The following is a 22,394-nucleotide window of genomic DNA, read 5'->3' on the forward strand; positions in this document are numbered from 1 at the left end:
ACTGAGTGGCTGAAAGCATATTACTAATGTGATAGCATCATTGTGAACTTATGGTGGAATTTGGATTGAACTTCATCAACATCATGATTTGACTAACAGGATTGCAAGCAATTGACCATGACAATGAAATCAACAAACATCTTGTCTATTGATGTCACGATAAGGGGGATCAGATACTTCAATTCGGGCAACCGGTTTATCATTTTCGATTGCTTGCATGAGGGAGAAAACGTCCGTCTTGTTGGCCACCTGCATAGCAGCCTTAGCCAGACGCATGACCAAAAACTGTTTGAAAACGTCCTCTATCACGTTCATGGCACTTGGGAGAGCCACTACCAATACGGCAAACAGTTTCACTTCTGTGCTTTAAGTCAAAAAGGCAGCATCGATCGAGTTGCCCTTCAGCGCATGTGCTTTGACACATTACCAACCTCCACCGCTGAAGCACTCTACAATCAATTTGGGTTTTACTTAGGTGAGGCGATTAAACGAAGTGATCGTATCCTGCTGTCATTGACCACACCAGAGCAACTCGCAACACTCCAAGATTTCTTAGGCATAGAAACACTTAATGCTCCGACACACACTGCGGTGGAGCACCTGCAACCTAAAGCCCCCCCCGCTCCTGAGTCATGTCGACTTGATGACCTACCGGATGAATGGGCTCAAGATATTTCAAGACATCAGCACCCAGATACGTTCCTAGCTGACCTCTATGGCTGGTATTTATCTGAGACTCAATCATGGTTAGATGCACCGCGAATTAAAGACATCGAATTACATGCAATGAACCGGAATAAATCTATACAAAGTCGAGCCCAGGCATATCTTTATGCTGTGCTACGACACAATGAGCGTATGGGTAACACAATGATGCGCTTTGACAAGGCCGCAACGAATTGCAAAAGATTTGTTGGAGAACTACAGAGGTCAGACCTAGATCCAGCTTACTTTACAATTTGGTCTGACGATTTTGGGGTGTGGGTTCAGCGCACGATCATACACTCCATAATATCAAGCCTCTCCCGCAGCCTGGCATCATTTATGAATACAACTGCAGCCATAGCGAACCCAACCTCTCTGCCAGGCTCGCTTGACAACACTCAAAAGGCTGCAGTTGAGATGGTGCTAAAAGAATCAATTAGCATAATTACCGGAGGCCCAGGAACAGGGAAAACATTCACAACAAAAATCATCATCGAAGCCATGTGTTTATCTGCAGATGACATTTTGCTACTTGCCTTAGCCGGGAAATCAGCACAACGGCTCAGTGAAGCCACTGGACTAAAATCATCAACCATTCACAGCGCATTGCACTTTGCTGATGACAATCGACTGGGTCAATCAAAACATTCATTGCCGCCAGTACGGGTGGTGATAATCGATGAGGTATCAACAATTGGAATTCTAATTTTTTATCGCCTCATTTTGTCCCTTTCACTTATGGAGCCGCGCCCAAAAATTGTGTTGCTTGGTGATAGTAAACAACTTGAAAGCATCGAAATGGGGTGCGTCTTGAAATCACTTATTGATGCAGGCATCCCATCCATAGCCTTACAACACAACCATAGAACATCCCATTCTGACTTTGATGACTTAACCCATCAATGTTTGTCAGGGACACTCTGCCTAGATCATCCAGGAATCCAGACTATCAGAGCTAAAAACAATGATGAGTTGATAGGCATGCTCACAACCTATGCAGGACGAATACCAGCAGCATATGACATAGACCTTATTCACCAATATCAATTGCTAGCTCCGTCATACTCTGGCCAAATTGGAATTGATCGATTGAACGTCATTTGCCAAGAATGCCTTAACCCCGCCCCCCCTTTAGCATGCACGCCTCATTTCAAGCCTGGCGATAAAATACAACTAACCCAGAACACCAACCAATACAAAAACGGGGAAATTGGTCAAATAGTTTCAGAACAAAATGGATTCCTTAAAATAAGATTACAAAACAGAACCACATTAGCTAAGCCAAGTGATGTTGCTCTTGCATACGTGTTATCAATACATAAATTCATTGGCTCTGAAGCTGACGTTATCGTCTATATTTCCTCTTTTGAGACAACTTTCGAATTAGACAAGCAACTCATTTACACAATGCTAACTAGAGCAAAGCGTGCAATATACATTGTCACAACCAATGACAAGGAGAAAATACAGCTAATGGAGCCAGAGGAAAGAACTTGTAACTTCAAGCAGATATTGCAGCAGGAATTGGGAAGCAAGCAGGCTTAATTCAATAGCTTCTTTTTAAAAAGCAGAGGAAGCTCACCATCCGCACGAACACTTATTTCATTAGAGCTTAACCTTTCGTATAAAACGACTCCGCCAGAAAATATACCACTCACACCATTAATGGAACTTAAGTCTAAAACCCTTCCGAACTGGTTAATCGCACCAGACTCCTTGTAAAGAGTTTTAACTTCATCCCCATTGCGCTGGAATACTTGAAGTAACAGTTCGTCTCCGCTCACCCTAAAAGCCACGACTGAGTTGCGGATTTTATTTTCAAAAACCCAGACTCCATCTAAAAGAGGCACATCGTCATTCATTGCATTTAATATATGTACACGAAATTTCAAGCTAACCCTATTATCCAATTGTGCGATAAATTTTGATGGCGCAGCATCATCTTTCGATTTAAACAGAACACCCACTCCCAGCGACAAGCACACCAACACAAAAAATAGTACAGCTATCAGTTTACGCCGACGCATTTTCAAGAGCCTCTCTGTAATCGGCAACAGCCACCTCAGCAAGTCTAATCAAATCCCCAGCCATGACATCAACCTCTGGCTCAAGAACATCACTCAATTTTGCTTGCTGAAGTATTTTCTTAACCCCCACGAGGTGTGACAGAAGGATCAGCAGCTCCGCGCGTGAATTCAAAGCATCGGTTTTAAGCTGATCGCCTTGAGCATTCTTACCAATCGATGCTAACTGTTTCATTAGCAAGTCGATATCTGATATCTCGGTATCAATCATTGCCATATATTCATTCAAGTGACTCATGCCGTTCACCTATAAAAAAGTAGCGCAATGCTAAGGCAGGAGAGCGCGTAAACAATGCGGTATGCCCAAAGCCTTGTAGGTGTATGCAGACTAATATACGACCCCAATACAACCCCATTAATAAGTCCATTTATGTACAATCCCATCCTCAGGCTTGAATGAAGATGAACACCCAGTGAGATATTAACGATGAAACCTATAAGCTCAACAGACAGCACCGGAAGAAATAGCAAATAACCAGCAAGGCGCAAGTGCGTGTAAGCAAAATTACCAATCTTTTTTTCAAGAAAAGTCATGCAGGCACCGCGAAGTAAAATCCTTGGCCATAATCAATCCCTAGAGACCGACAGACATCGAGTTGAGACTCAGTTTCAATGCGTTCTGCAACAATCTTAAAGTTCATGGCCTCTGTCATCACTCTCAGTCCGCTGATCAGTGCGTGTTTTCTTTCATCGCACTCAATGCCTGTTATGAATAGGCCATCCACTTTAATGGTATCTATGGGTAAATCAAGGATTGTTTTAAATGATGTGAAACCGACCCCAAAATCGTCGATTGCTATCCTTACTCCTACTGATTTTAGCACCAAAATGTTCCGCTTCACCTCTGCGTAATTTTTCATCATTGCAGTCTCTGTGATTTCAACTGCAATTCTATCGGCGAAACCAGAAGCTTTTATCTTCTCAGAGATGATCTTTACCAGGCTGGCATCAGAAAGTGTTATTGCAGAGATATTTACAGCCACATCAAAGTCAATTGCTCCGTTCAAAAGCATGTCAATAACAGAGCTAAAAACCCATAAATCTATCCTACGAATATCATATGATTCTTCAGCTGCTTGTAACATTGCTTGCGGCGGCAACAGATTGCCACGCTCATCAATTATTCTTAATAGTGCTTCCTTGTAAACTTCAGCACCAGTTGACAAATTGACCACTGGCTGAAAAACCACTTTGAATTTTTCATCCTTGATCAATCGATCAATTTGCCGCAACCAATACACTGATTCAACAAGATCACCATCATTGGCAGAGCAGAACCTGACACCCTTTTTCTTTGCCAACCAAGATGCTTTTTCAGCAATTACTTTTTGATTTGAAATCTCAATATCAGAGCTTTCCTCCAGTAATCTGGCATATCCGAAATGCAACTCAACTTGTGGTAAGCACATACCCAACACTTTAGTTACATGCTCTATGTATTTAATTGCCAAATCAACAGACCATGTTGTACAGAGACACAAAAAACCATTTCCAGCATGCTTTGATACAGTCCCTTGGATTGGCATAGCTCTAATCAAAGTTTGCTGTAACTGGTCAAGTGCCTGATTACCACCAAGATATCCAAGTCGATCATTAATAGACCTAAGGTTTCCAATTTTCGCATGAACAATTACCCCAGCATAGTTGCGTTCAGTAAATGCTTCGTTTATTGGAATGTCGCACATACCAATGCTACTTCTGCCGAGAATCATTATCTACACCTCGATACTGGTGAATCTTGGTGAGATGTTTCTGCAAGCTCACCAACCATTTCGCTTGGATACCCAGCAGCCATTCTCTGAGCAACTGCATTAGCTGCATAGGGATTCTTAGTTGATCTGATAATCTCAAGAATTGATGTGTAATGACGAATTGATTGATCAATGTCTTCAGAATCAGAGTGAACTACAAAATCAACGACATCTACAGAGTTCAATCCAATATGAGTTAATAAGGCCTCAGCGCCAAATTCATGAATGAATTCATCAGGATCAAATCCATCATATAAAAGACAAACCTCCACTTTCCGTGAAGGGCTAATTTCTGATAATGCGGTAATCGCCGCTTTTTTGGCAGCTTTTTGACCTGCCGCATCGCCATCAAACAGTAACACTACAGGTTTGCCCATATCGAGAGCCGCAGCCAATTGCCTTGTTGTAAGAGCAGTTCCCATACCAGCCCCTGCACCAAAACCATTTTTTGCCACTGTAATCGCATCCATGTACCCTTCAACAACCAAAGTAAGATCACATATTGAATTAACAGGATCTACACAAAACAGCGCTCCACTTTTGTCAAATAGCTGTGACTCTTGCGAGTTAATATATTTTGAATGCGCACTATTAACATCAACAACCCTGCCGCCAAAACCAATGATGTCTGAACCAGTTAGAATTGGGATCATCAGACGCTCACGGAAAAAATCGTACAACCGCCCATCATCAGACTTCTTTATCAATCCAACATCTAATGCAGCCTCAAGCAAAGATGGATCACCCGTTTTTTTAATCTGTTGCAGTAATTTGTTTCCCGGAGGGGCATACCCCAATGATAGGTTTTGACCATTGGTTCTAAATGATGGATGTAGTTGCCGGGAATGTATATAGGTAGCAACCTCAGCAACATGTTGTTTGTACAGCTCATAGGCAAGCTGATTCACACGCAATAGATCTGCTATCACAGCTTTGGTCCACTCCTGTGTTCGTGAGGTGCATTAACTTCTGCATTCATCTCAGTAGGTAGCTTTGACTTTTCAAAAGCCGGGCATGCGACACCTAATTTCCCCAGTGTCTGTAGCACTCTGTCTTTATCGCCAACCATTTTTGCTGCACGCTCAGCAATTTTACTAATATCCGCCTCACAAAAAGAGGCCAATACTCGAGCGCAAACGACTTTACTCAATACTGCTGCTGTAGACATGCGGTCTCCCTTATAGCGACGTGCTTCGCTTCGTCAACAATCAGAATGAATTGCTTAGCGTCAATCAAAACATCCCGGTATTGCAAAAATTCAGGACCCGTCAGTTTTCGCTCTTTTGCAACGCTTTGAACTTGGCGAAGAGCCTCAATGACCAAAGCCAGCATGGTGTGTAACTCTGGATCATCGCACACGGAAAATCGCATTGAGCCAAGTTCAATTAAACTTTGTGTCTGTTCAATAATCATATCAATCAAGACCTATGTTTATAGACACTCTATAAGAATTGTATATGTCCTGAGCGCTATTGCAATTACCAAGATCATCATGAATGCATTATGTCAATAATAACGCTTTGCCATGGCGACACCTTCGCCCCTCTCCCTCAGAAGAAACTAAGGTACGCAACACTGTTTTCTTTCAAGTAGAAGCGCAGAACAAATGAAGCCACACTCAAACGGATACCCAGCCAACACAACGCAGCGTAAGCGCGTATAGCAGCTCGCAACATTAGCCCCATCCAACAGCATTGCCACCACCACTAAACGCACGCACAGAGCGTTCTACAAAGCCTGTTTTTTGTGCGTAGCTGTCAAAAAACTCTCAGATGGAAAGAATTTCATCACTTTTCACAAATAACGTTTCATTTTATGTTTTTTGCTGTATTTTATGAATATACATAAAATGGAGGTTCAACATGCTTTCAATCGTCGATAAGTTGTTTACTTTGGCATCGCACTCGAACACTGTCCTGCATGACAACCATGAATGGATCACACAAAATAAGCAGGAAGAACATTGGGACACATATCATCGAGTTTGGAAAACAGGTGGGCTGCAAAAACTGCATCGTCGCTTGACCCGGCACCATGTTAATGAAGCTGTGAGCGCACTGACGTCCCAAGGGCACGTATTCGATCAACTGACATCTGGAGCCGTTACTTCAACTCAATTCAGGCTGGATCAGATTCATGCCATCTGTGAAAACATCGGTATCCCATCTCTTCATGACCTGAATCCCGATAAGAAAGCTGCAGTGTGTTATCTCTTCAACCTTAAGGGCGGTGTGGGGAAGAGCGTAGTGTTGAGCACCCTCGCTCACGGTCTAGTTCTTCACGACCCGCTTATCTCTTTGCGCTTACGTGTTTTGGTAATAGACCTTGACCCTCAATCATCAGCTTCGCTGTTTTTACATCATGAAGCATCGATTGGTGATGAGGTAAACACCGCTGCTCTCGCCATGATCTCCGAACGGACGCAAGATGAATTACTCAAAGATTTCGTCCAGAAAACAGCTATCCCAAACGTAGATATCATTCCTGCAGCTATTGCAGACGGCTTCATGGCAGGCAGCTTGGAGCGCTTTGCTCGTGAGCAAGGTGTATCCTCTACAACGCTATTACTTGATCGAGTAATCCGCCCCCTTGAGGACCTTTACGATGTCATTCTGATAGATACTGGCCCACACCTTGATTCATTCATGCTCAATGCGGTTCGAGCGGCCCAGAACCTTTTTATTCCAATGACTCCAGTATCCGTAGACTTTGACTCATCACTTCGTTTCATGATGCGACTACCGGAAATTGTCTCTCATGCCTATGAACTCGATAACCAGGTAGATCTGGAATATCTCAGCGAGATGAGGCTGCAAAGCTGCATCGGTTTTATGTCAAAATTTGTTGATACAGATAGCGCCAAGAGCAGTCGAAAGTTGATTCGACACATCTTTGGGGCTGACTTTCTCCGTGAGTGTCTCCCTGATATCGTCCCGTTCAGAAAATGCGGCGATACCTACGATACTGTTTTTTCTGTCCCCCCCTCTGCATACAAGGGAGACACATCAGGCTCACTGAAGACAGCTATTCATGCTGCACAGAGTTTTTCATCTTCTGTGTTTGATGAATTGGCCGTATCTCACGAATGGAAATTGGAGCGTATCCGTGGTTAAAAAAATCGACAGAACCCTCTCAATTCAACATCGCCCTCTTCCAGATTTTGGAAAAGGAAACGGTGAGGGCGCCAAAGATGGGAATACGGGGCAAAGCAGCATCTCCGTAAAGATCGCCCAGCAAGCGCGCGAACGTGAAGATAACCGTCAGCTTAGGAACAAGCTCGTTGAGCTGCAAGCACAAAACGAAGCATTGCTTCGTAATGGGAATGCGAACCTGGTAACCCTCAAATTGCTTGAGGGAAGAGAAGTTGTTTTTGAACGGGTTCGTTTTGAACCACATGAAATTGAATCACAAACCTTTGTGAATCACCTGAATGGCCGTGACCAACGATTTGTCACTGCATCCTCTGTAGCAGATATTGTCAACAGCTTGGGGCTCGGTGGACAGATTTATGCGGCAATCGGTGTTCGCTCCGAGGATGGGCGGGTACTCATTCTGGCCGGTTCACGCCGTAGACGAGCATGTATTGTCGCAAAACATCCTTACGATGTGCTTATAAGCCCAGTCATGCTTCAGCCAGCAGACATAGAGTTCCTCTCCTCTGCGTCAAATTATCAGAAACCATTGTCCATCTTGGATGTCGGGTTACGATGGGCTGAACTACTTGAAAGCACGTTTAATAAAGATCGGTCTGCATTGGCCGCCGCTTATGGTGTCACAAAGATGACAGTCAGCAGAGCGTTGAAAGCTGCCAATCTGCCACCTCAGTGGATTTCATTGCTGCCCGATGTCTCCTGTCTGACGCACACAATTGTGTCAAAACTAACACAGGCATCTAGCAAGTTAAGTAGCAAACAGATTGATGAAGTTGCTGCCATTGTAAATTCGAACAACAGTCAGAGGCCGCTTAATAATGTTGAGAACGACGAGCTTACCGACGTCATCGTTGCTGATATTGTTTCAGTTGCTGAGAAGTTGCCACCAGAGAACCTAGTTCCCGGAAAAAGCAGAGGCGGAAGACCAGCACCAAAACCACTTTTAGCACAGGGTTCTAAAGTAATTTCTCTACAATCTACTACGTCAAAGGCCGGTAACCACAGCATCCAGCTCAAAGGCACTGATCTCACAGACAATGAGCGAGATCTTTTAATCAAAGGAATTGAAGCTCTTGTCTCTCAGATTAAATCACCTATTACGACATGATCGTATTTCTATCAGTAAATAAAGAGAGGTCCTTTGGCCTCTCTTTTCATTTCTACAAGCGGGTAAAAGCACCCAACCCCAAACCCATCCTAAGACTACCGCCTGATGGCAGTAACAGCCTGTTACTACGGCCCCTACCCGCCTAGATCTGCCAAAGACCTTTCCTGTACCGTCTGAGGATGTCAGCCAGGCTAGTAACAGCCTGTTTCCACGACAACGCCTCCTGAATGGGCTGCCACAGCGCCTGACTGTAACTGTCCAAGCAACACCAACCAGCAAGCCTGAAGGCTGTAACAGCCTGTTACTACGGCCCCTGCCCGCCTAGATCTACCAAAGACCTTACCTGTACCGTCTGAGGATGTCAGCCAGGCTAGTAACAGCCTGTTTCCACGACAACGCCTCCTGAATGGGCTGTCACAGCGCCTGACTGCAACTGTCCAAGCAACACCAACCAGCAAGCCTGAAGGCTGTAACAGCCTGTTACTACGGCCCCTGCCCGCCTAGATCTGTCAAAGCCGACTTGGGACTGTCATCCAGGACTTGTTGTGTAAACCCACCTGGTTGTTCACAGATTGAAGACGACTGGTTGGGGACTGGTAGCTCCGACTGGTATGAGGACGATGCCAGTTGTACTCATGCAGACACGGTTGCAAGTGTTCTGCCCGTTGCTATTGCGAGTCATAGCTCCGTGAATAAGCCCATTCGCGTAGCGCTGTCTGAATGAAGCACTCTGCTTTGCCATTCGTTTGGGGTGTGTAAGGCTTGGTGCGCTGGTGCTTGAGCCCCAAGCGACGATACAGCTTCTGGAAGCGTATCAACCGATAACAGGTTCCATTGTCAGTAAGTAGCCGACAGAACTCGGCGTAATCGCGAAACGCTTGTAACAGCACTAGGCAGGCACAGCGTCCAGCTTCATCAGGATACAGGACGCGGAATGCTACACGGAAATGTTCATCAATAGCCACGCGCCAAAAAAATCCTAGAGGCGGTCACCGATCACCCGATGACCGAGACGACGGAAACGCTCCAACTTTTTGATGCTCACCACTCTGGCGATATCGAGTGAGCCACTTGTAAGCTGTTCGGGTACTGACCCCGGCAGTGTGAGCGCCCTCCTCAACGCGCAGATCCTGCTCAAGAATACGCTGGACAAGAAGCTGTCGACCAAAGACTGTTAATCGGACCTTTTTATGGTTGTTCACTCAAGCACCTTGGATTATTGGTTTTGTTGGTGTATCCAATTCTCCGGGAATGCCTCGAGTAAACATCCTAGATAGGGATCACGGCTAGTAACAGCCTGTTACCACGATAACTCCTCCTGGCCATATCAATCAAAGCTTGATCTGAACCACCTTAGATCCCCAAGGGGGTGTACAACGCCTTGCTGCTACCTCAGACCAGCCATAGGGCAATAGCAAGAGGGCAGTAACAGCCTGTTACTATGGACACCCTAACCACTTAGAACTGATAAAGGCACTTTCCTGTGAGTCTTCTATTGCATCGCCTGATAGGTTGCATGATCTTAAAGAAACAAGAAAATGGGGGATTATGTGTGCTCAGTAGCAGATGTCTGCTTGGCAGAAGGTAAGATCATAGTTAAATCGCCCTCTCTGTGCTCGGTCTTTCGCAATCTATGAGGACAGCTCTGGTTTATGCAAACACAGTTTGCAGTGATTGTGACGCAATGCGCTGATCCAGCCCCAGAGGGCTAAGTCGAGCGCTTTGGCCAGGCTTTATTGTCCGTACCAATTGATATTTTCATACCGGAAATCAATACCTACCACGAAGTAACAGCATTGTTAATTGTATAGGTCAGGGTGCATCAAACATACAAGGGGGAGCATTGGCTATAACTCATATACTTTCTGATCTTATAGAACCAACCCCGAGAGAGCCTGATGGGCAAATCCAAACACAAGAACAGTACAACTAAGCCCAGGTGCAACGTGGTTCGCTGACCATTTGGATGGACAAGCAGGCTATTAAGCCGTGGCATTGCCAGACCGACTATGGTCGTCGAGGCCGGGGTTTACACTATGGTGACACTGCCATCGAGACCCCTAATGCTCAAAAGGTTGTTCAAGCTGATGGCGGTGCTATTGCAGTCGCCAGACTATAGCTGCATCAGCAAGCAAGCCAAGACCGTCAACATCAAATACCGCTTATCTAGGCAATACCCGATAATTCTGATCATTGACGCCACAGGGACTGAAGGTCTATAGCGAAGGCGAATAGAAAATTCGCAAGCATGGTAAAGAGAAACACCGAGTGTGGCGCAAGCTCCATCTGGCTGTAGATGCGACGCCCCATGCTGTTGTCGCAGCCATACACTACTGCAAAAGAAGGGAGCCAACGTCCTCATACCGTTGAGAAATAATGCGGCGATGTGGGAGGATGGCCATCCCTACAACGAAGCGGTTGCAGAGCTCAAAGCAGGTGTATTGAAGCAATGGAAGAAATATCCAGGCTATCACCAACGCTCGATAACCGAGACGACTATGTCCCGGTTCAAACAACTCATTTAGACGAACTCCTGATTGACGTGAAAGTCATGAGGCTTGGTATGCCTGTGCGCTAAATAGTTGTTCCGAATAGTAGATCACTGCACTCGTACAGCCTCGGCAAGAGGCATTGAGCACACATCGAGATCTGAGTCTTGTCACGTCAGGCCCTGCCACCTGATGGTAGAGATGCTTTACACCAAAAGGCTTTCGGCAAGATGTCGCGCTATTAGGATCGGTTATTTAGCCAGCTAGTTGAATGGTCCGAATGAGTTAGTGGCGCCTATCCAGCTTCTGACCTGATCAGCAAGACCACCAGATTGTACAAATCCCTTATGCCAATAAGAACCCTAAAACTATAGCGTTATTAGGACCAGCTATTTAGTCATCCTATCGCTTTTTACTTCCACGCTATCTGTGATAGCAGCATTTAAACTTTTGCATGGATAACAGAAGATTGTAGTCAAATGTGTTGACCCATGAATTTAGTTTCAATTAATTTATGGCAATATGATACAAAACATCGGTTATATATAATTTAATTATCTCCGGCTCTAACTTTTTCTTGTCCTAGATAAATACATTCCACTGAAAATAATTCCAATTAGGCTATCATGATTCAGACCTCCATTAAAGGAATGCGCAGTTGAGTAAAGGCCGTAGCTCAGTCAAGGTCTGCAAGATAAAACCTACCAGCAATAAAAGTATGAACACTCATATTTGGCAGGTGTAAATAGAACACCCAATCTAAATCAAAGAACAGCTATCCAGAATCTACAAATCAATACAGATAGATTTTTTAAGAAGATCAACCTTGCCGCGCCCTTAATTTTCATTTGAGAGCACCTTATAATTGAGACTTAAGTAACTTAATTATGCGCACCTACAATCATCAACGCAATACACTGCATTAATCGCTAGTATTAGCACATGCGTCCTCATGAAATTCACAGTGATCTTCACATAGATACCTGGCCAGCAAAATCTTTATCATTAACAAATTTAAAGCATCATTAGCCCTTGCCGTGAACCATGCAATTTCAGAGCGAAAAACATACTAAACCATCATGCATGGTATATCAGCCCCCCATACCTCTCTATGCAAACAGCTATGTGAATTTGACTAAAACAAGAGTTAAAGCATAAAACAGCATATCTAAATCGCACCACCTTCGACCCGCTACCGTTCCATTACCGTTCCACTATCGAACCACAAAAGACCAATACCGTTCCAATACCGACCCCAAAGGGCCAAAACAGACCCGTTCGAGCACTTACCAAGGCGGCCTATCAAAAATATATTAAAAAACACCTCTCCTGACTTTGACTTATATGTCTTCATGTGCAATTCTCTCGATGAAAACCAAGGTTCGCAATTTGGAGTTGGTTATCTATGAATAATGATCTGGCAAGCTTAATAACCGCTCTCAATGCGCCAAAGAAGCTACCCTCATCTTTGAGGGGGGCGGTGAAAGTGCTATTGCCTGCGATTGAGAATGCCCTGGATAATGGCTACAAATTCCGCGATATTGCAGAGCTTCTAAATGAGTATGGAGTTGATGTTAGCGCGGAAAAATTAAGTGCCACTGTACGAAAGGTTCGGATGTTGGTGAGGGCAGAGCCTTTACCGAGCACCAATGTCACCGCTACACCTATACCATCTACTCAAACAGTAATAAGCCAGGAGCGAAGTCCAGAAAGAATTGAAGCAATAACAAAACCAGTGCAGCTTCAGAATTCAACCACTTTAAATTCAGATTCTGCACATGTTCTTCCATCAAAGACCATCGATCAAGAGATCGACTTATCAAAATACGATGACTAAGGGGTAGTTTATGAAAATTGCAGTCGTATCAAAATCAGGCGGTATCGGCAAAACTGTTATTGCAACACACCTGCTCAAATCAAAAATGCCTGAAGCAACATTCTTTTCAATGGAAGATATTAATCGTGGCGCTGAATCCCTAGGTGTTGACATCACAAAAATTGACAGCAATGGTTTCCAGAAAATGTTGAATAGCATGTTCCTGGAAGACACCTGCATTATTGACGTCGGCGCCAGTAATGTCCGCTACTTCCTGGACGGTCTCAAAATATATCGCGGATCTTGTGATGAAATTGACTTTTTTGTTGTTCCGCTCACATCAGAGTCTCGTTATCAAGAAGAAGCGATGCAAACCATTTTAGCCCTCAAAGGCCTCGGTGTGAGTGACAACAGGATCCGCCCGATTTTCAACTTAGTAAAAGAAAGTCATTACGATGCCGATGAATTTCGCTTATTTATGAACTTCCTGAAAAAGGAAACAACAATTCAAATGTCACCAGAATGTGTTCTTTTCGAAAGCCCCGGCATCGAGACCATGTCACGTCAAGGGTTGACGATCACCAAAGTGCTGGATGACCCACGAGACTATAAAGCTGAAGCACGAGCTTTAGTCCTGGAAGCCAGGGCTAAAGGTGTGGAGCCAAAACGCAAGGAAACCGAGCATCTGACTGCCATGCAAAGTCTCCGTATGTGCGCAATTCCACTGATGGAAAACATCGACCGTGCATGGAATGCCCTTGGTCTGACCAAACAGAATCAAGGGGCCTAACATGAGTGCAGCTGATAGCTCTGTGCCACAACTTGGCATGCGTCAATATCAGCTGCTCTATGAGGCACTCTTAGGTGACATTGGCGAGCTGCTCACACGTTTAGAGCAGCTCCGCAACAACGCACCCGATCAAGATGTCATGCTAAAAATGCTCGGCGAGATGCACTGTCTTGCCGAAGGTACTAGCGGTCAAATAGAGCAGCTATCCAAATTATCGCAGACGCTCTCACTTACCCTGGGGGCACTTGATCAACAAAACCAAGACTTCATCTCAATTCACCAAACCACGTTAGATGCAATGAATAGCCAGCTACGCGCGTTAGGGCAACACGAACAACGAATCCTTCTCGGCGAGCTTCAGCAGCAATTAAACAACGGCATCATTGGACACCTAAAAAAGACCCGTTCCCACTACGGCATCATGGCACTACTGGCAGTTCTGTCCTTCGTATGCGGTAACATCGTCGGTAAATTTTTTTAAAAAATAGGCCCAGTATGAGCAAGGTACATTTGGTTTATCAGCAAGCCGCTAATGGAAATATTACGAAAAACACGATGTTGGGGTGGGTACTGTGTCAGCTCCTTCGAGTCAGGACTGGGACGCGCCCCCTAGTTATTGACATAGGAATTAACCAGAGTCTGCTGCGTACTTGTGATCCATTAGAGATTGAGCGGCGCTCGATCTTTTCGCAAGACTCAACACTCATTCCACAGGAAGTAGAAGAGCTTCTGGCGCATATAATTGGCTCAGACGACGAAATGGACGTTGTGCTTCTCTGCGATCACTCCTCACTACTCGAATCAAGCCGCTACTTTAAGCTGCTCAACCTCAAAAGTTTGTTGGCAACCTACAACAAGCAGCTATTTGTTCACGTTTCGCTCTATGGATTGGATTCGGAAACAAACCAAGAAAAAATGATCGAGCAGGTCATGTCACTGTGTGATGTAGGGAAGGGGAGGGCATATTCTCTCGAGCACACCAGAAACGCCTCATCAGAAAGAGCAACTCACTCAATAGTCACCCTACACCACCCCACTTATAGTCATGATGTAGAGTTGCTCCAGAAGGCGCTGGAAGACGGTGTGTGCGTTGGAGATCCTCATAGCTATGCCTCTCTATGTCCTACGGAACAGCATCAGCTAGAGCGCTTCTACACCGCTTGTGCAGAGGTCATTTTGTGAAGGGACACGTGAAAGCCATCTACCGACAGCCCTCTGCAAAAATGCCCTCGCCGTGCGGGGCATTTTTTCGAGGAGTCACTGCTTTATAGCACCATGATTTGGATGATGACCATCAGATGGAAGCACGCTTTTGATTTCATTCAACGTTGCATCAGAAACATTGAAGTCCCCATGCTTACGCCAAGTGGAATTAGTTATCACATCTGCGAATAAAGTCATCAAACGAACCTCCCCCCCCCTAACAGGGTCTTTACGCAGCGCTAGCTGGTTTTGGGAAAACACACTTTCCATCAACTTAGCTAGCGAGTCATGGACAACAGGCTTACGAGCTATCGGATCGATGAAACAATGTTTTCGGTCATCGACTAAAATGGCCAAACGCCGGATAAAATGACTCATGAGATCCCTGGAATGCCCCTCATCCATCACCAACGGCTCCTGTTCTAAACGCAATGCACCAAATACTGCAACAGCCAAATTGCCAAGTAAAAACGACTGCCTTTTCATGTCGTTGTTTTTTATAGCGGAAGCCATTGCAGCAGATGCATAGTCACCACAAGCTTGAGAGAACCTAGAGCTGAAGTACATCTCATCAGAGGAAGTCATGCCACCCAATCGCGTCTGAATATCATCAAGCACGCTTTCGTCATCGACTTTCCCTTCAAGAATGATATCTCTGGCTAGGGGAGCCGCCTTGTAATGCAGCATGCAGGTATAAAAGTGCTTCAAGCTTGAGGCAACATCACCACCCACAGCACAAACAGCGCGAGTAAAGAGCTGATCCAATGCTTTTGAATATGGATCGTCTACTCCGTTCTTCAATTGCACGTCAACCGTGTGCAAACATCGACGACAGGCTGCAATAACCGCTTCATGCATACGCGAGGTAGGGAAGGGGACCCATCCTTGCCGGGTTTTTTCTATCTGGAAAAAATGTTCAGGATAGGCTTCCAAAAATGAGCAGTAATGGGCGTCGCCGAAATCACCACCACACTCATTCTGATAGTAATTCAGTGTTCTAGCTGTGAAATTTTCAAGGGTGTCATAGATGATCGCACTGAATACACGGGAAGTAATTGAGGACGTGTTGGCAATGCCTTTAGTCCCATCACTGATGCCCACATTACCAGCCAAGCCAAAACAACTTGATATACCAAGATCTAACGCACCTAGCTTCTTATCGAGTAAAGCCGACAATAGTGACGTTTGAACATTGATTGCTGCGTTGGCAAAATCATCAAGCAGCAGAAAACCATAACTAGCAAGTTTCATCCCAGCCAACATTTTAAGAGGGACTTTTGAAACGAATTTGATTTTCTCATCATTAACTTCGAATTCTTGAACGTTCACGACACCTGCGGTGCTCATGTTGCTCACTTCTCCAGCAAGCTCGAGAACATTGAAAACGAAGTCACCTTGAGTAGGGGTATAGTTATCTGAAGGGCGATATACAAAATTGGCACCGAGCCAAGCCGCTATTTTACGGCAGGCAGACTGCATAGCCTGTGTCTTACCCTGGCCTGTAGCCCCACGTAAATACCAATGTCTGACCGACATGATCGGTTCAACCAACATAGGGATTCCGCCAGTAAACTTGAGGTATGCCTCTTCAATCTTGGCATCCTTTTCCGGTTCAACACCACGGGTATGCAGCGATTGAAAGGTGCTCTCAATAATGCTCTCAACAGCATCATCTGTTGTCATGAGCGCCATACCATTCTCGTCAATTGACACTGTCATTTTTTACCACTCTTGAAGACTCTGCGTCCGCTCATTTATCAAAATGGGGCTTAATATATCCCTGCGGCAATTGTGGCACGCAATGTCCCACAATTGACCATTTCAGGCAAATTTCTGGTATAAAAAAGCCCCTCGCATGGAGGGGCAAAGCACAGGACAGGGAGTGTATCAGGGTTTGAAGTTCTGACGGGGTCGACGGGGCGGCTCTTGATCTACATGTTGCTCTTGAGGCTTGTGATCATTCAACACTGCAGCGATGTCGTTCAAAGTATCTTCGCCAACATCAAAACTGCCGGTCTTACTCCAGGACGAGTTAGTGATAACGTCTGCGAAAAGTGTGCTGATCCGGGGCTGTTGATTACGCACAGGATCTGGGATCAGAGAGAGTGGATTTTGCATAAACACTTTCAGCATTTGCTCCGCTAGCGTGTTGTGTACTACCGGGGCTCGTTTTTCTGGATCGATAAAACAGACCTTACGGTCATTAACCAAAACGCCGAGCCGCTGAACAAAATGTGACATCAATGAACGCGCATGACCTTCATCCAAAACCAAGGGGTCTTCATTGGGAACCAGCGCACCGAACACAGCAGTGGAGAGGTTTTTCAAAATCTTGCTCTGCAAATCTGTGTCATTTGCTTTGATGGCGCTAGTCATCGCTGCAGAAGCATAATCACCACAAGCCTGCGCAAAACGAGTGCTAAAGTTCATTTCATCAGAAGCAATGCCATTGCCCATACGCTCTCTGATTTCGTTCAAAACCTTAACATCATCAATTTTTCCTTCCAGAATAATGCTCCTGGCAAGTGGGGCAGCTTTGTAATGAAGCATGCATGTGAAAAATGATTTAAGGTTGTTGGCGACATCGCCGCCGACAGCTGCTGCTGCTCTTTTGAACAGCTTATCCAACGCGTCTGAATACGGGTCAGCAGCCCCAGCGGCAGTATGGTGTTTGACAAGATGGAGAGCTTGACGACATCCTGAAATCACAGCCTCATGCATCCGTGAAGTAGGGAAGGGAACTCCCGCAACTTTTGTTTTTTCAATTTGGAAAAAATCATCCGGATATGCCTCAAGAAATGAGCTGTAATGCCCATCTCCAAGATCGTCCTGATAGTTTTCCTGGTAAAATTTAAGATTTCGCGTGACGAAATTTTCAAGCGTATCGTAGATGTAGGCGGTGTAAAGACGTGACGTAATTGACGATGTATCGCTGATCCCCTTTGTGCCGTCTGAAGTCCCCATATTCCCGGCCAAGCCAAAGCAACTTGTGGCACCGAGATCCATTGCGCCTAATTTTTTATCAAGAAGAGCTGACAAAAGTGAGGTCTGGACATTGATGGACGCGTTAGCAAAGTCATCAAGCAACAAAAAGCTGAATCCAGCGTACTTCATACCCGCAATCATTTTTAACGGGACTTTGGAGATAAATTTTGTCTTCTCGCCTTCCACCTCAAACTCTTGAACGTTTACAAGACCAGCAGTTGACATGTTACTGACCTCTCCGGCCAGCTCCAGCACGTTGAACACAAAATCATTACCATTCGGTGTGTAGCTGTCGCTGGGGCGAAACACAAAGTTCACTCCCATCAAGTCGGCGATACGTCGACACGCAGCCTGCAGGCTTTGAGTTTTACCCTGACCAGTTGGTCCACGGAGATACCAGTAACGGACGGTATGTGCAGGCTCTACAAGCATTGGCACACCATTCGAGTATTTTAGATAGGCTGCTTCAAGCATTCGGTCCTTCTCAGGGCTCACCCCACGTGAGTGCAGAGCCTGGAAGGTGCTTTCCATGATAGAGTCGACCGCATCTTCAGTCGTCATCTCCAACATGCCTTTATCATTAATCTTTGCTGCCATATGCCGTCCCTTGTAGAACACAATCATCTCGTTTGCTAATATACTATATTATAAACAATGAGGTGTCTAAATGGATTTTCTCGAAAATAGTCCTTTGGTGCTTTGTAAGCTGATAGCCGAGCATCAGAAGTGCGGAAGCAAGTTCGTAGACTTTGAGGGCGCGAGCTATGACCCATTTACGGTGTCACTGCTGGCTATAGAGCATTTTTCGTCAACCAATGACAAAGATATGCTTGTCAGAACACTGCATGAACTACTACCACACTACCCTCACTTTGACCCAAACGCTCCACTTGCAGGCTCTTCACTATGTGCATTCGCTGTGCTGGCAAAAGCACTTCCGAACTACGCGATCACCACGTTTGGTGCAGACGAAGTAGCTGAAAAAGTATTGTTGGAATGGCAGAAGAAAACCCCATTCAACGGTTCCAGAAACAACAACCCCGCATACCTACTGGCCCGTAACGGAAACTACGGCATTGTGAACCAACTACTCTCAACCGGACTAGCATCTGATACAGCATTGTTAACAAAATGCGTATTGAGCAGCATCCCCACAAAACTTGCTACTGCTGGACTCGGGGAACAGTTTGGTAATGATTTCATTCAATACTCCATGGGCGAACTATCAAAGATGTGCATTGATCAACACATCGACCCGTCTATGCCTATCAACGGAAGATCGTTGTTCGATATCATACTGGAAGAAGGGCATACAGCACTGCACCAGTCCCTGCTCGGCGAAGTTCTCAATCGAAAGATTGAGTTAAAAGCCGCCGAAATGAACGACCTTCTTACATCAATCCAACAGTCACAACCTGAGCTCGCCACACGCTTACGTGTCAGTCGGCATTTCTAGTTCCAGCAGGAGATTATCTTATGCAGCAAAAGGTCACAAACACCGAACTTCCTATCCCTCCCAAATTGCTTTCTGCAGGCGATGCTTATGGGACTCTGGTTGATACTGCAGATCGGCTACGCCTCTACATTTCAACTGCAACGCTACCAAATGGGCTACCAAAGTTTGATATCTTGGCGAAGATAGCAAACCGGGTTCCGTTCATTGTGTATGACAACCCCGAGTTCACTAAGCGGATAGGATGTAACACTGCATTCACCGAAGGAAACTACGTATTCTTCCATGCGGACTTCATAAGTAAATGTCTGCGAGATGACGCCATTGCTCGTCGTGAAAATTCTGGCGTGACATCATCGGTATTCCTAGGGCTCCATGAGCTGAGCCACATTGCCTATGGCCATACTGCTGGGCGAATGAGAGAGTGCCCAAAGTCCGTATTAGCAATAGCTACTGATCAGAAAATAAATCTGACATTAAAATATCGCTATTCCATCGAACCAGGCGAAACCCTTATGCGCGGGTGCGGCCTGACTGATGAGGAAAAGCGCCTATGGCTAGGGTGTTCAGAAGAACTGATTGCATACCAACTATTAGCTCTGCAAAAGAAATGGCGCGAAGAGCAAAAACAAAATAGCCAGCCACAAGCAGGCGACCAGGGCGGCCAGCCGCAAGCAGGCGACCAGGGCGGCCAGCCACAAGCAGGCGACCAGGGCGGCCAGCCGCAAGCAGGCAACCAGGGCGGCCAGCCGCAAGCAGGCAACCAGGGCGGCCAGCCGCAAGCAGGCGACCAGGGCGGCCAGCCGCAAGCAGGCAACCAGGGCGGCCAGCCGCAAGCAGGCAACCAGGGCGGCCAGCCACAAGCAGGCAACCAGGGCGGCCAGCCACAAGCAGGCAACCAGGGCGGCCAGGGTGGGCTACCCGAACTATCCCAAGAGTTGGAAAATTCACTCAAGCAAAGCCTGCTAGCACCTGAAGAACATGTTATTGACATGAAGGCCGTGATTAAGGCGTTAGAGGATGCGGGTCTGCATCACGTCAAGGACGCACTCAAGCTACCGGACTCGGATGATGATGCCCGTATAAAAATGGCTGAAGACAAGGCGATCGCACAGCTAGGCGAAGATTTGCAGGCATTAAACAAACAACGCCAAGAACTAGCTTCAAACGGTGGTGCTAGCGGACCTAGTGAAGGTTATGCCAAAGAGTATTTGCAAATGCGCAACCGATCCCAAAAGACTTACAAAAGCGCTTTGCGTGAGTTGTACTTGGGAGATGGTAGCGTTGATGTGATGTCATGCGATGACGTGCCAGCCCCAATCTACTATGTGGATCCAACCAGCATTGGGTTTGCTGAACCGCTTTATCTTGACAGTCTCATTCCAGCAAAAAAAGAACACGGAGTTCTAATTAACATTGTCGACTCATCCGGTTCTATGGGGAAGTTTGAAATTGGTCAGGCACTAAGCGAACTTCACCAACAGCTACAGCAAGCAGAGGATGAGAACGGCGTAAGCAAAGTCTATTTTTGGTCTGCTGATACAGAGTTACGCGGCGATCCTATTGAAGTCACGCAGGATAACGTTGAAAAGCTTTGTAATGAAATGCCTATCTTTGGGCGAGGGGGGACTGACATTACGGTTCCGATAAAGCAAGCCATAGCTTGGAGCCATGAGCACGAAGTTCGCATCGATGGGATTTTGTATATTTCCGATCTGGATGTTGCCCCCCCAAAACGAAGCCAACTCCCTGAGTCATTGCCTCCTATAGTCATTTTAGGCGCTGGCACTAATGCCAACTTCCTGCAACAGCAATTATCAAAATGGCAAGCTGGATGCAAAGGCTTTGCTGAGGTATCGCTGGCCTGTGAAGAGCAGGAGATAGACTTCGCTAAATTAAGTGAAGAGTTAGGCTGTGATGACTACTCTGCCAAAACAGAGGGATATGGGAATTACACTCCTCGCCATCCATAAAATATCGCAAAAGCCCCGATTTAAAACTCGGGGCTTTCATTAAAATCAAAACTTAGGACTTGCACTTCGACTATTACCACTAAATACTTTAAAAATGCTTTCCATAATTCCTTTAAAATCAATTTTGAACTGGTCAATCAATTCATTAAAACTATCTTTCAATGACTCAAATTTCCCCTTAACCATTACAGGGCAATCTTCAATGTCTTTAGCTGAAAACAGACCAATGGTTTCTTCCAATGACTCAAGGGCCTGCCTATTCATTTCCGTCTTTTCGGTACTTTGAGCAAGGAACACGGCATCCTTTAACAACCCATCAAAGCTATTGAGGTCATTATTTACCGTCTTGAGGCATTTTTTAATCTCCGGGTCGTTTGCAATAACCTGCTCAATATATTGAGTCCCGCCACCGCTATGCAACTCCGCCATTACTCGCTCATGATAACCACGTTCTTTAAGCATATTAGTCAACAAAGAAGAGCTGGATTCCAGAGCTTCTCTTGCTTCAACTAATTTTCGCTGTTTGTTGGCTACATCTAAGGCATTGAAATGGGCCTTAGGTATTGAAGTCGCACCCTGCATCGACGGGGCCTTTGTGCGATGTCCAGCATTTAGAAGCATAGCAAGGATGGCCTGGAAGCCTGTGACCGTTCTACGGGGCTCCTCAGGCTGCTCATCAAGGGGAGTGTCTTTCTCCTCATAAGCCTTCTCTGCAGCTAAGCGAGCTTCGGTTACAGGATCTAGCTCTGGAGCTGCGTCATAAGATGGCGGTGGTGTAAGAGGCGCTCCCGAATTAAACGATGAAGTCGTATCATTGGCAGGGGAGGGACTTCCATCAACAGCAAAAGATATCCCATTAACCTTATTTTCATTACTCATCATGCA

General features: G+C 45.6%; 18 protein-coding genes and 2 pseudogenes. 10 read left to right on the forward strand and 10 right to left on the reverse strand.

Going from position 1 to position 22,394, the window contains the following annotated elements:
* The first annotated feature begins 117 nt into the window (after positions 1-117).
* Complete coding sequence (locus tag AAHA41_RS07960) at positions 118-2,250, forward strand: ATP-dependent RecD-like DNA helicase (protein WP_323069300.1); 2,133 nt, start codon at positions 118-120, stop codon at positions 2,248-2,250.
* Here the strand turns inward: AAHA41_RS07960 and AAHA41_RS07965 are convergent.
* The 6 genes from AAHA41_RS07965 to AAHA41_RS07990 all read right to left on the reverse strand — a co-directional run bounded on the left by AAHA41_RS07965 (position 2,247) and on the right by AAHA41_RS07990 (position 5,953).
* Positions 2,247-2,732, reverse strand: a complete 486-nt coding sequence (locus AAHA41_RS07965) for a hypothetical protein (protein WP_136502114.1) — start codon at positions 2,730-2,732, stop codon at positions 2,247-2,249. The two genes, AAHA41_RS07960 and AAHA41_RS07965, sit on opposite strands and share 4 nt — an antisense overlap.
* The gene (locus AAHA41_RS07970) at positions 2,719-3,027 is read right to left on the reverse strand and encodes a hypothetical protein (protein WP_136502115.1); all 309 of its coding nucleotides are present in this window, start codon (positions 3,025-3,027) and stop codon (positions 2,719-2,721) included. Before AAHA41_RS07970 ends, AAHA41_RS07965 begins: the two co-directional genes overlap by 14 nt.
* A gap of 292 nt (positions 3,028-3,319) precedes the next feature.
* On the reverse strand, positions 3,320-4,501 hold the full coding sequence (locus AAHA41_RS07975) for an EAL domain-containing protein (protein ID WP_136502116.1): 1,182 nt from the start codon (positions 4,499-4,501) through the stop codon (positions 3,320-3,322).
* A complete protein-coding gene (locus tag AAHA41_RS07980) occupies positions 4,501-5,469 on the reverse strand; it encodes a toprim domain-containing protein (protein ID WP_136502117.1) in 969 nt (322 codons plus the stop codon). Before AAHA41_RS07980 ends, AAHA41_RS07975 begins: the two co-directional genes overlap by 1 nt.
* Positions 5,466-5,708, reverse strand: coding sequence for a hypothetical protein (locus AAHA41_RS07985; protein WP_136502118.1), 243 nt, complete (start codon positions 5,706-5,708; stop codon positions 5,466-5,468). The genes AAHA41_RS07980 and AAHA41_RS07985 overlap by 4 nt, the downstream gene beginning before the upstream one ends.
* Positions 5,687-5,953 (reverse strand): hypothetical protein, encoded by a 267-nt coding sequence (locus AAHA41_RS07990; protein WP_136502119.1) that lies wholly within the window; start codon positions 5,951-5,953, stop codon positions 5,687-5,689. The genes AAHA41_RS07985 and AAHA41_RS07990 overlap by 22 nt, the downstream gene beginning before the upstream one ends.
* A gap of 449 nt (positions 5,954-6,402) precedes the next feature.
* Between AAHA41_RS07990 and AAHA41_RS07995 the strand changes: the two genes are divergently transcribed.
* Together AAHA41_RS07995 and AAHA41_RS08000 are read left to right on the forward strand one after the other, a co-directional pair.
* The gene (locus AAHA41_RS07995) at positions 6,403-7,653 is read left to right on the forward strand and encodes a ParA family protein (RefSeq protein WP_136502120.1); all 1,251 of its coding nucleotides are present in this window, start codon (positions 6,403-6,405) and stop codon (positions 7,651-7,653) included.
* Complete coding sequence (locus AAHA41_RS08000) at positions 7,646-8,800, forward strand: ParB N-terminal domain-containing protein (RefSeq protein ID WP_168797165.1); 1,155 nt, start codon at positions 7,646-7,648, stop codon at positions 8,798-8,800. The genes AAHA41_RS07995 and AAHA41_RS08000 overlap by 8 nt, the downstream gene beginning before the upstream one ends.
* Before the next feature lie 509 nt (positions 8,801-9,309).
* Here AAHA41_RS08000 and AAHA41_RS08005 read toward each other — a convergent pair.
* A pseudogene (locus AAHA41_RS08005) lies at positions 9,310-10,002 on the reverse strand (leucine zipper domain-containing protein).
* Between the two features lie 696 nt (positions 10,003-10,698).
* Between AAHA41_RS08005 and AAHA41_RS08010 the strand changes: the two are divergent.
* The 5 genes and pseudogenes from AAHA41_RS08010 (at position 10,699) to AAHA41_RS08030 (ending at position 15,077) form a co-directional block, all read left to right on the forward strand.
* A pseudogene (locus AAHA41_RS08010) lies at positions 10,699-11,378 on the forward strand (transposase).
* A gap of 1,316 nt (positions 11,379-12,694) precedes the next feature.
* Entirely contained in the window at positions 12,695-13,126 is a 432-nt protein-coding gene (locus AAHA41_RS08015) for a hypothetical protein (protein WP_136502122.1), read from the forward strand.
* Between the two features lie 10 nt (positions 13,127-13,136).
* Positions 13,137-13,895: a ParA family protein gene (locus AAHA41_RS08020; RefSeq protein ID WP_136502123.1), complete on the forward strand. Its 759-nt coding sequence runs from the start codon at positions 13,137-13,139 to the stop codon at positions 13,893-13,895.
* A gap of 1 nt (position 13,896) precedes the next feature.
* Positions 13,897-14,376, forward strand: coding sequence for a hypothetical protein (locus AAHA41_RS08025; RefSeq protein ID WP_136502124.1), 480 nt, complete (start codon positions 13,897-13,899; stop codon positions 14,374-14,376).
* A gap of 14 nt (positions 14,377-14,390) precedes the next feature.
* Positions 14,391-15,077, forward strand: coding sequence for a hypothetical protein (locus AAHA41_RS08030; RefSeq protein ID WP_323070926.1), 687 nt, complete (start codon positions 14,391-14,393; stop codon positions 15,075-15,077).
* 75 nt (positions 15,078-15,152) lie between these two features.
* Here AAHA41_RS08030 and AAHA41_RS08035 read toward each other — a convergent pair whose 3' ends face one another.
* On the reverse strand, positions 15,153-16,817 hold the full coding sequence (locus AAHA41_RS08035) for a hypothetical protein (protein WP_136502126.1): 1,665 nt from the start codon (positions 16,815-16,817) through the stop codon (positions 15,153-15,155).
* A 168-nt stretch (positions 16,818-16,985) separates the two neighbouring features.
* Positions 16,986-18,680: a hypothetical protein gene (locus AAHA41_RS08040; RefSeq protein WP_136502127.1), complete on the reverse strand. Its 1,695-nt coding sequence runs from the start codon at positions 18,678-18,680 to the stop codon at positions 16,986-16,988.
* A gap of 70 nt (positions 18,681-18,750) precedes the next feature.
* Here AAHA41_RS08040 and AAHA41_RS08045 point away from each other — a divergent pair, with 70 nt between their 5' ends.
* Positions 18,751-19,539, forward strand: coding sequence for a hypothetical protein (locus AAHA41_RS08045; RefSeq protein WP_136502128.1), 789 nt, complete (start codon positions 18,751-18,753; stop codon positions 19,537-19,539).
* A gap of 20 nt (positions 19,540-19,559) precedes the next feature.
* On the forward strand, positions 19,560-21,509 hold the full coding sequence (locus AAHA41_RS08050) for a hypothetical protein (protein ID WP_323070925.1): 1,950 nt from the start codon (positions 19,560-19,562) through the stop codon (positions 21,507-21,509).
* A 45-nt stretch (positions 21,510-21,554) separates the two neighbouring features.
* Here the strand turns inward: AAHA41_RS08050 and AAHA41_RS08055 are convergent, their stop codons facing one another.
* The gene (locus AAHA41_RS08055) at positions 21,555-22,391 is read right to left on the reverse strand and encodes a hypothetical protein (RefSeq protein WP_136502131.1); all 837 of its coding nucleotides are present in this window, start codon (positions 22,389-22,391) and stop codon (positions 21,555-21,557) included.
* Positions 22,392-22,394 lie beyond the last annotated feature (3 nt).

The organism is Aeromonas sp. SER (assembly GCF_038739615.1).
In the GTDB taxonomy this organism is placed as follows: Bacteria; Pseudomonadota; Gammaproteobacteria; order Enterobacterales; family Aeromonadaceae; genus Aeromonas; species Aeromonas jandaei.

Bases quoted from the DNA above. Each gene is read 5' to 3' on its own strand.
- AAHA41_RS07960 (WP_323069300.1), top strand. From the start codon at position 118: ATGACAATGAAATCAACAAACATCTTGTCTATTGATGTCACGATAAGG.
- AAHA41_RS07965 (WP_136502114.1), bottom strand. From the start codon at position 2,732: ATGCGTCGGCGTAAACTGATAGCTGTACTATTTTTTGTGTTGGTGTGC.
- AAHA41_RS07970 (WP_136502115.1), bottom strand. From the start codon at position 3,027: ATGAGTCACTTGAATGAATATATGGCAATGATTGATACCGAGATATCA.
- AAHA41_RS07975 (WP_136502116.1), bottom strand. From the start codon at position 4,501: ATGATTCTCGGCAGAAGTAGCATTGGTATGTGCGACATTCCAATAAAC.
- AAHA41_RS07985 (WP_136502118.1), bottom strand. From the start codon at position 5,708: ATGTCTACAGCAGCAGTATTGAGTAAAGTCGTTTGCGCTCGAGTATTG.
- AAHA41_RS07990 (WP_136502119.1), bottom strand. From the start codon at position 5,953: ATGATTATTGAACAGACACAAAGTTTAATTGAACTTGGCTCAATGCGA.
- AAHA41_RS07995 (WP_136502120.1), top strand. From the start codon at position 6,403: ATGCTTTCAATCGTCGATAAGTTGTTTACTTTGGCATCGCACTCGAAC.
- AAHA41_RS08015 (WP_136502122.1), top strand. From the start codon at position 12,695: ATGAATAATGATCTGGCAAGCTTAATAACCGCTCTCAATGCGCCAAAG.
- AAHA41_RS08020 (WP_136502123.1), top strand. From the start codon at position 13,137: ATGAAAATTGCAGTCGTATCAAAATCAGGCGGTATCGGCAAAACTGTT.
- AAHA41_RS08025 (WP_136502124.1), top strand. From the start codon at position 13,897: ATGAGTGCAGCTGATAGCTCTGTGCCACAACTTGGCATGCGTCAATAT.
- AAHA41_RS08030 (WP_323070926.1), top strand. From the start codon at position 14,391: ATGAGCAAGGTACATTTGGTTTATCAGCAAGCCGCTAATGGAAATATT.
- AAHA41_RS08035 (WP_136502126.1), bottom strand. From the start codon at position 16,817: ATGACAGTGTCAATTGACGAGAATGGTATGGCGCTCATGACAACAGAT.
- AAHA41_RS08040 (WP_136502127.1), bottom strand. From the start codon at position 18,680: ATGGCAGCAAAGATTAATGATAAAGGCATGTTGGAGATGACGACTGAA.
- AAHA41_RS08045 (WP_136502128.1), top strand. From the start codon at position 18,751: ATGGATTTTCTCGAAAATAGTCCTTTGGTGCTTTGTAAGCTGATAGCC.
- AAHA41_RS08050 (WP_323070925.1), top strand. From the start codon at position 19,560: ATGCAGCAAAAGGTCACAAACACCGAACTTCCTATCCCTCCCAAATTG.
- AAHA41_RS08055 (WP_136502131.1), bottom strand. From the start codon at position 22,391: ATGATGAGTAATGAAAATAAGGTTAATGGGATATCTTTTGCTGTTGAT.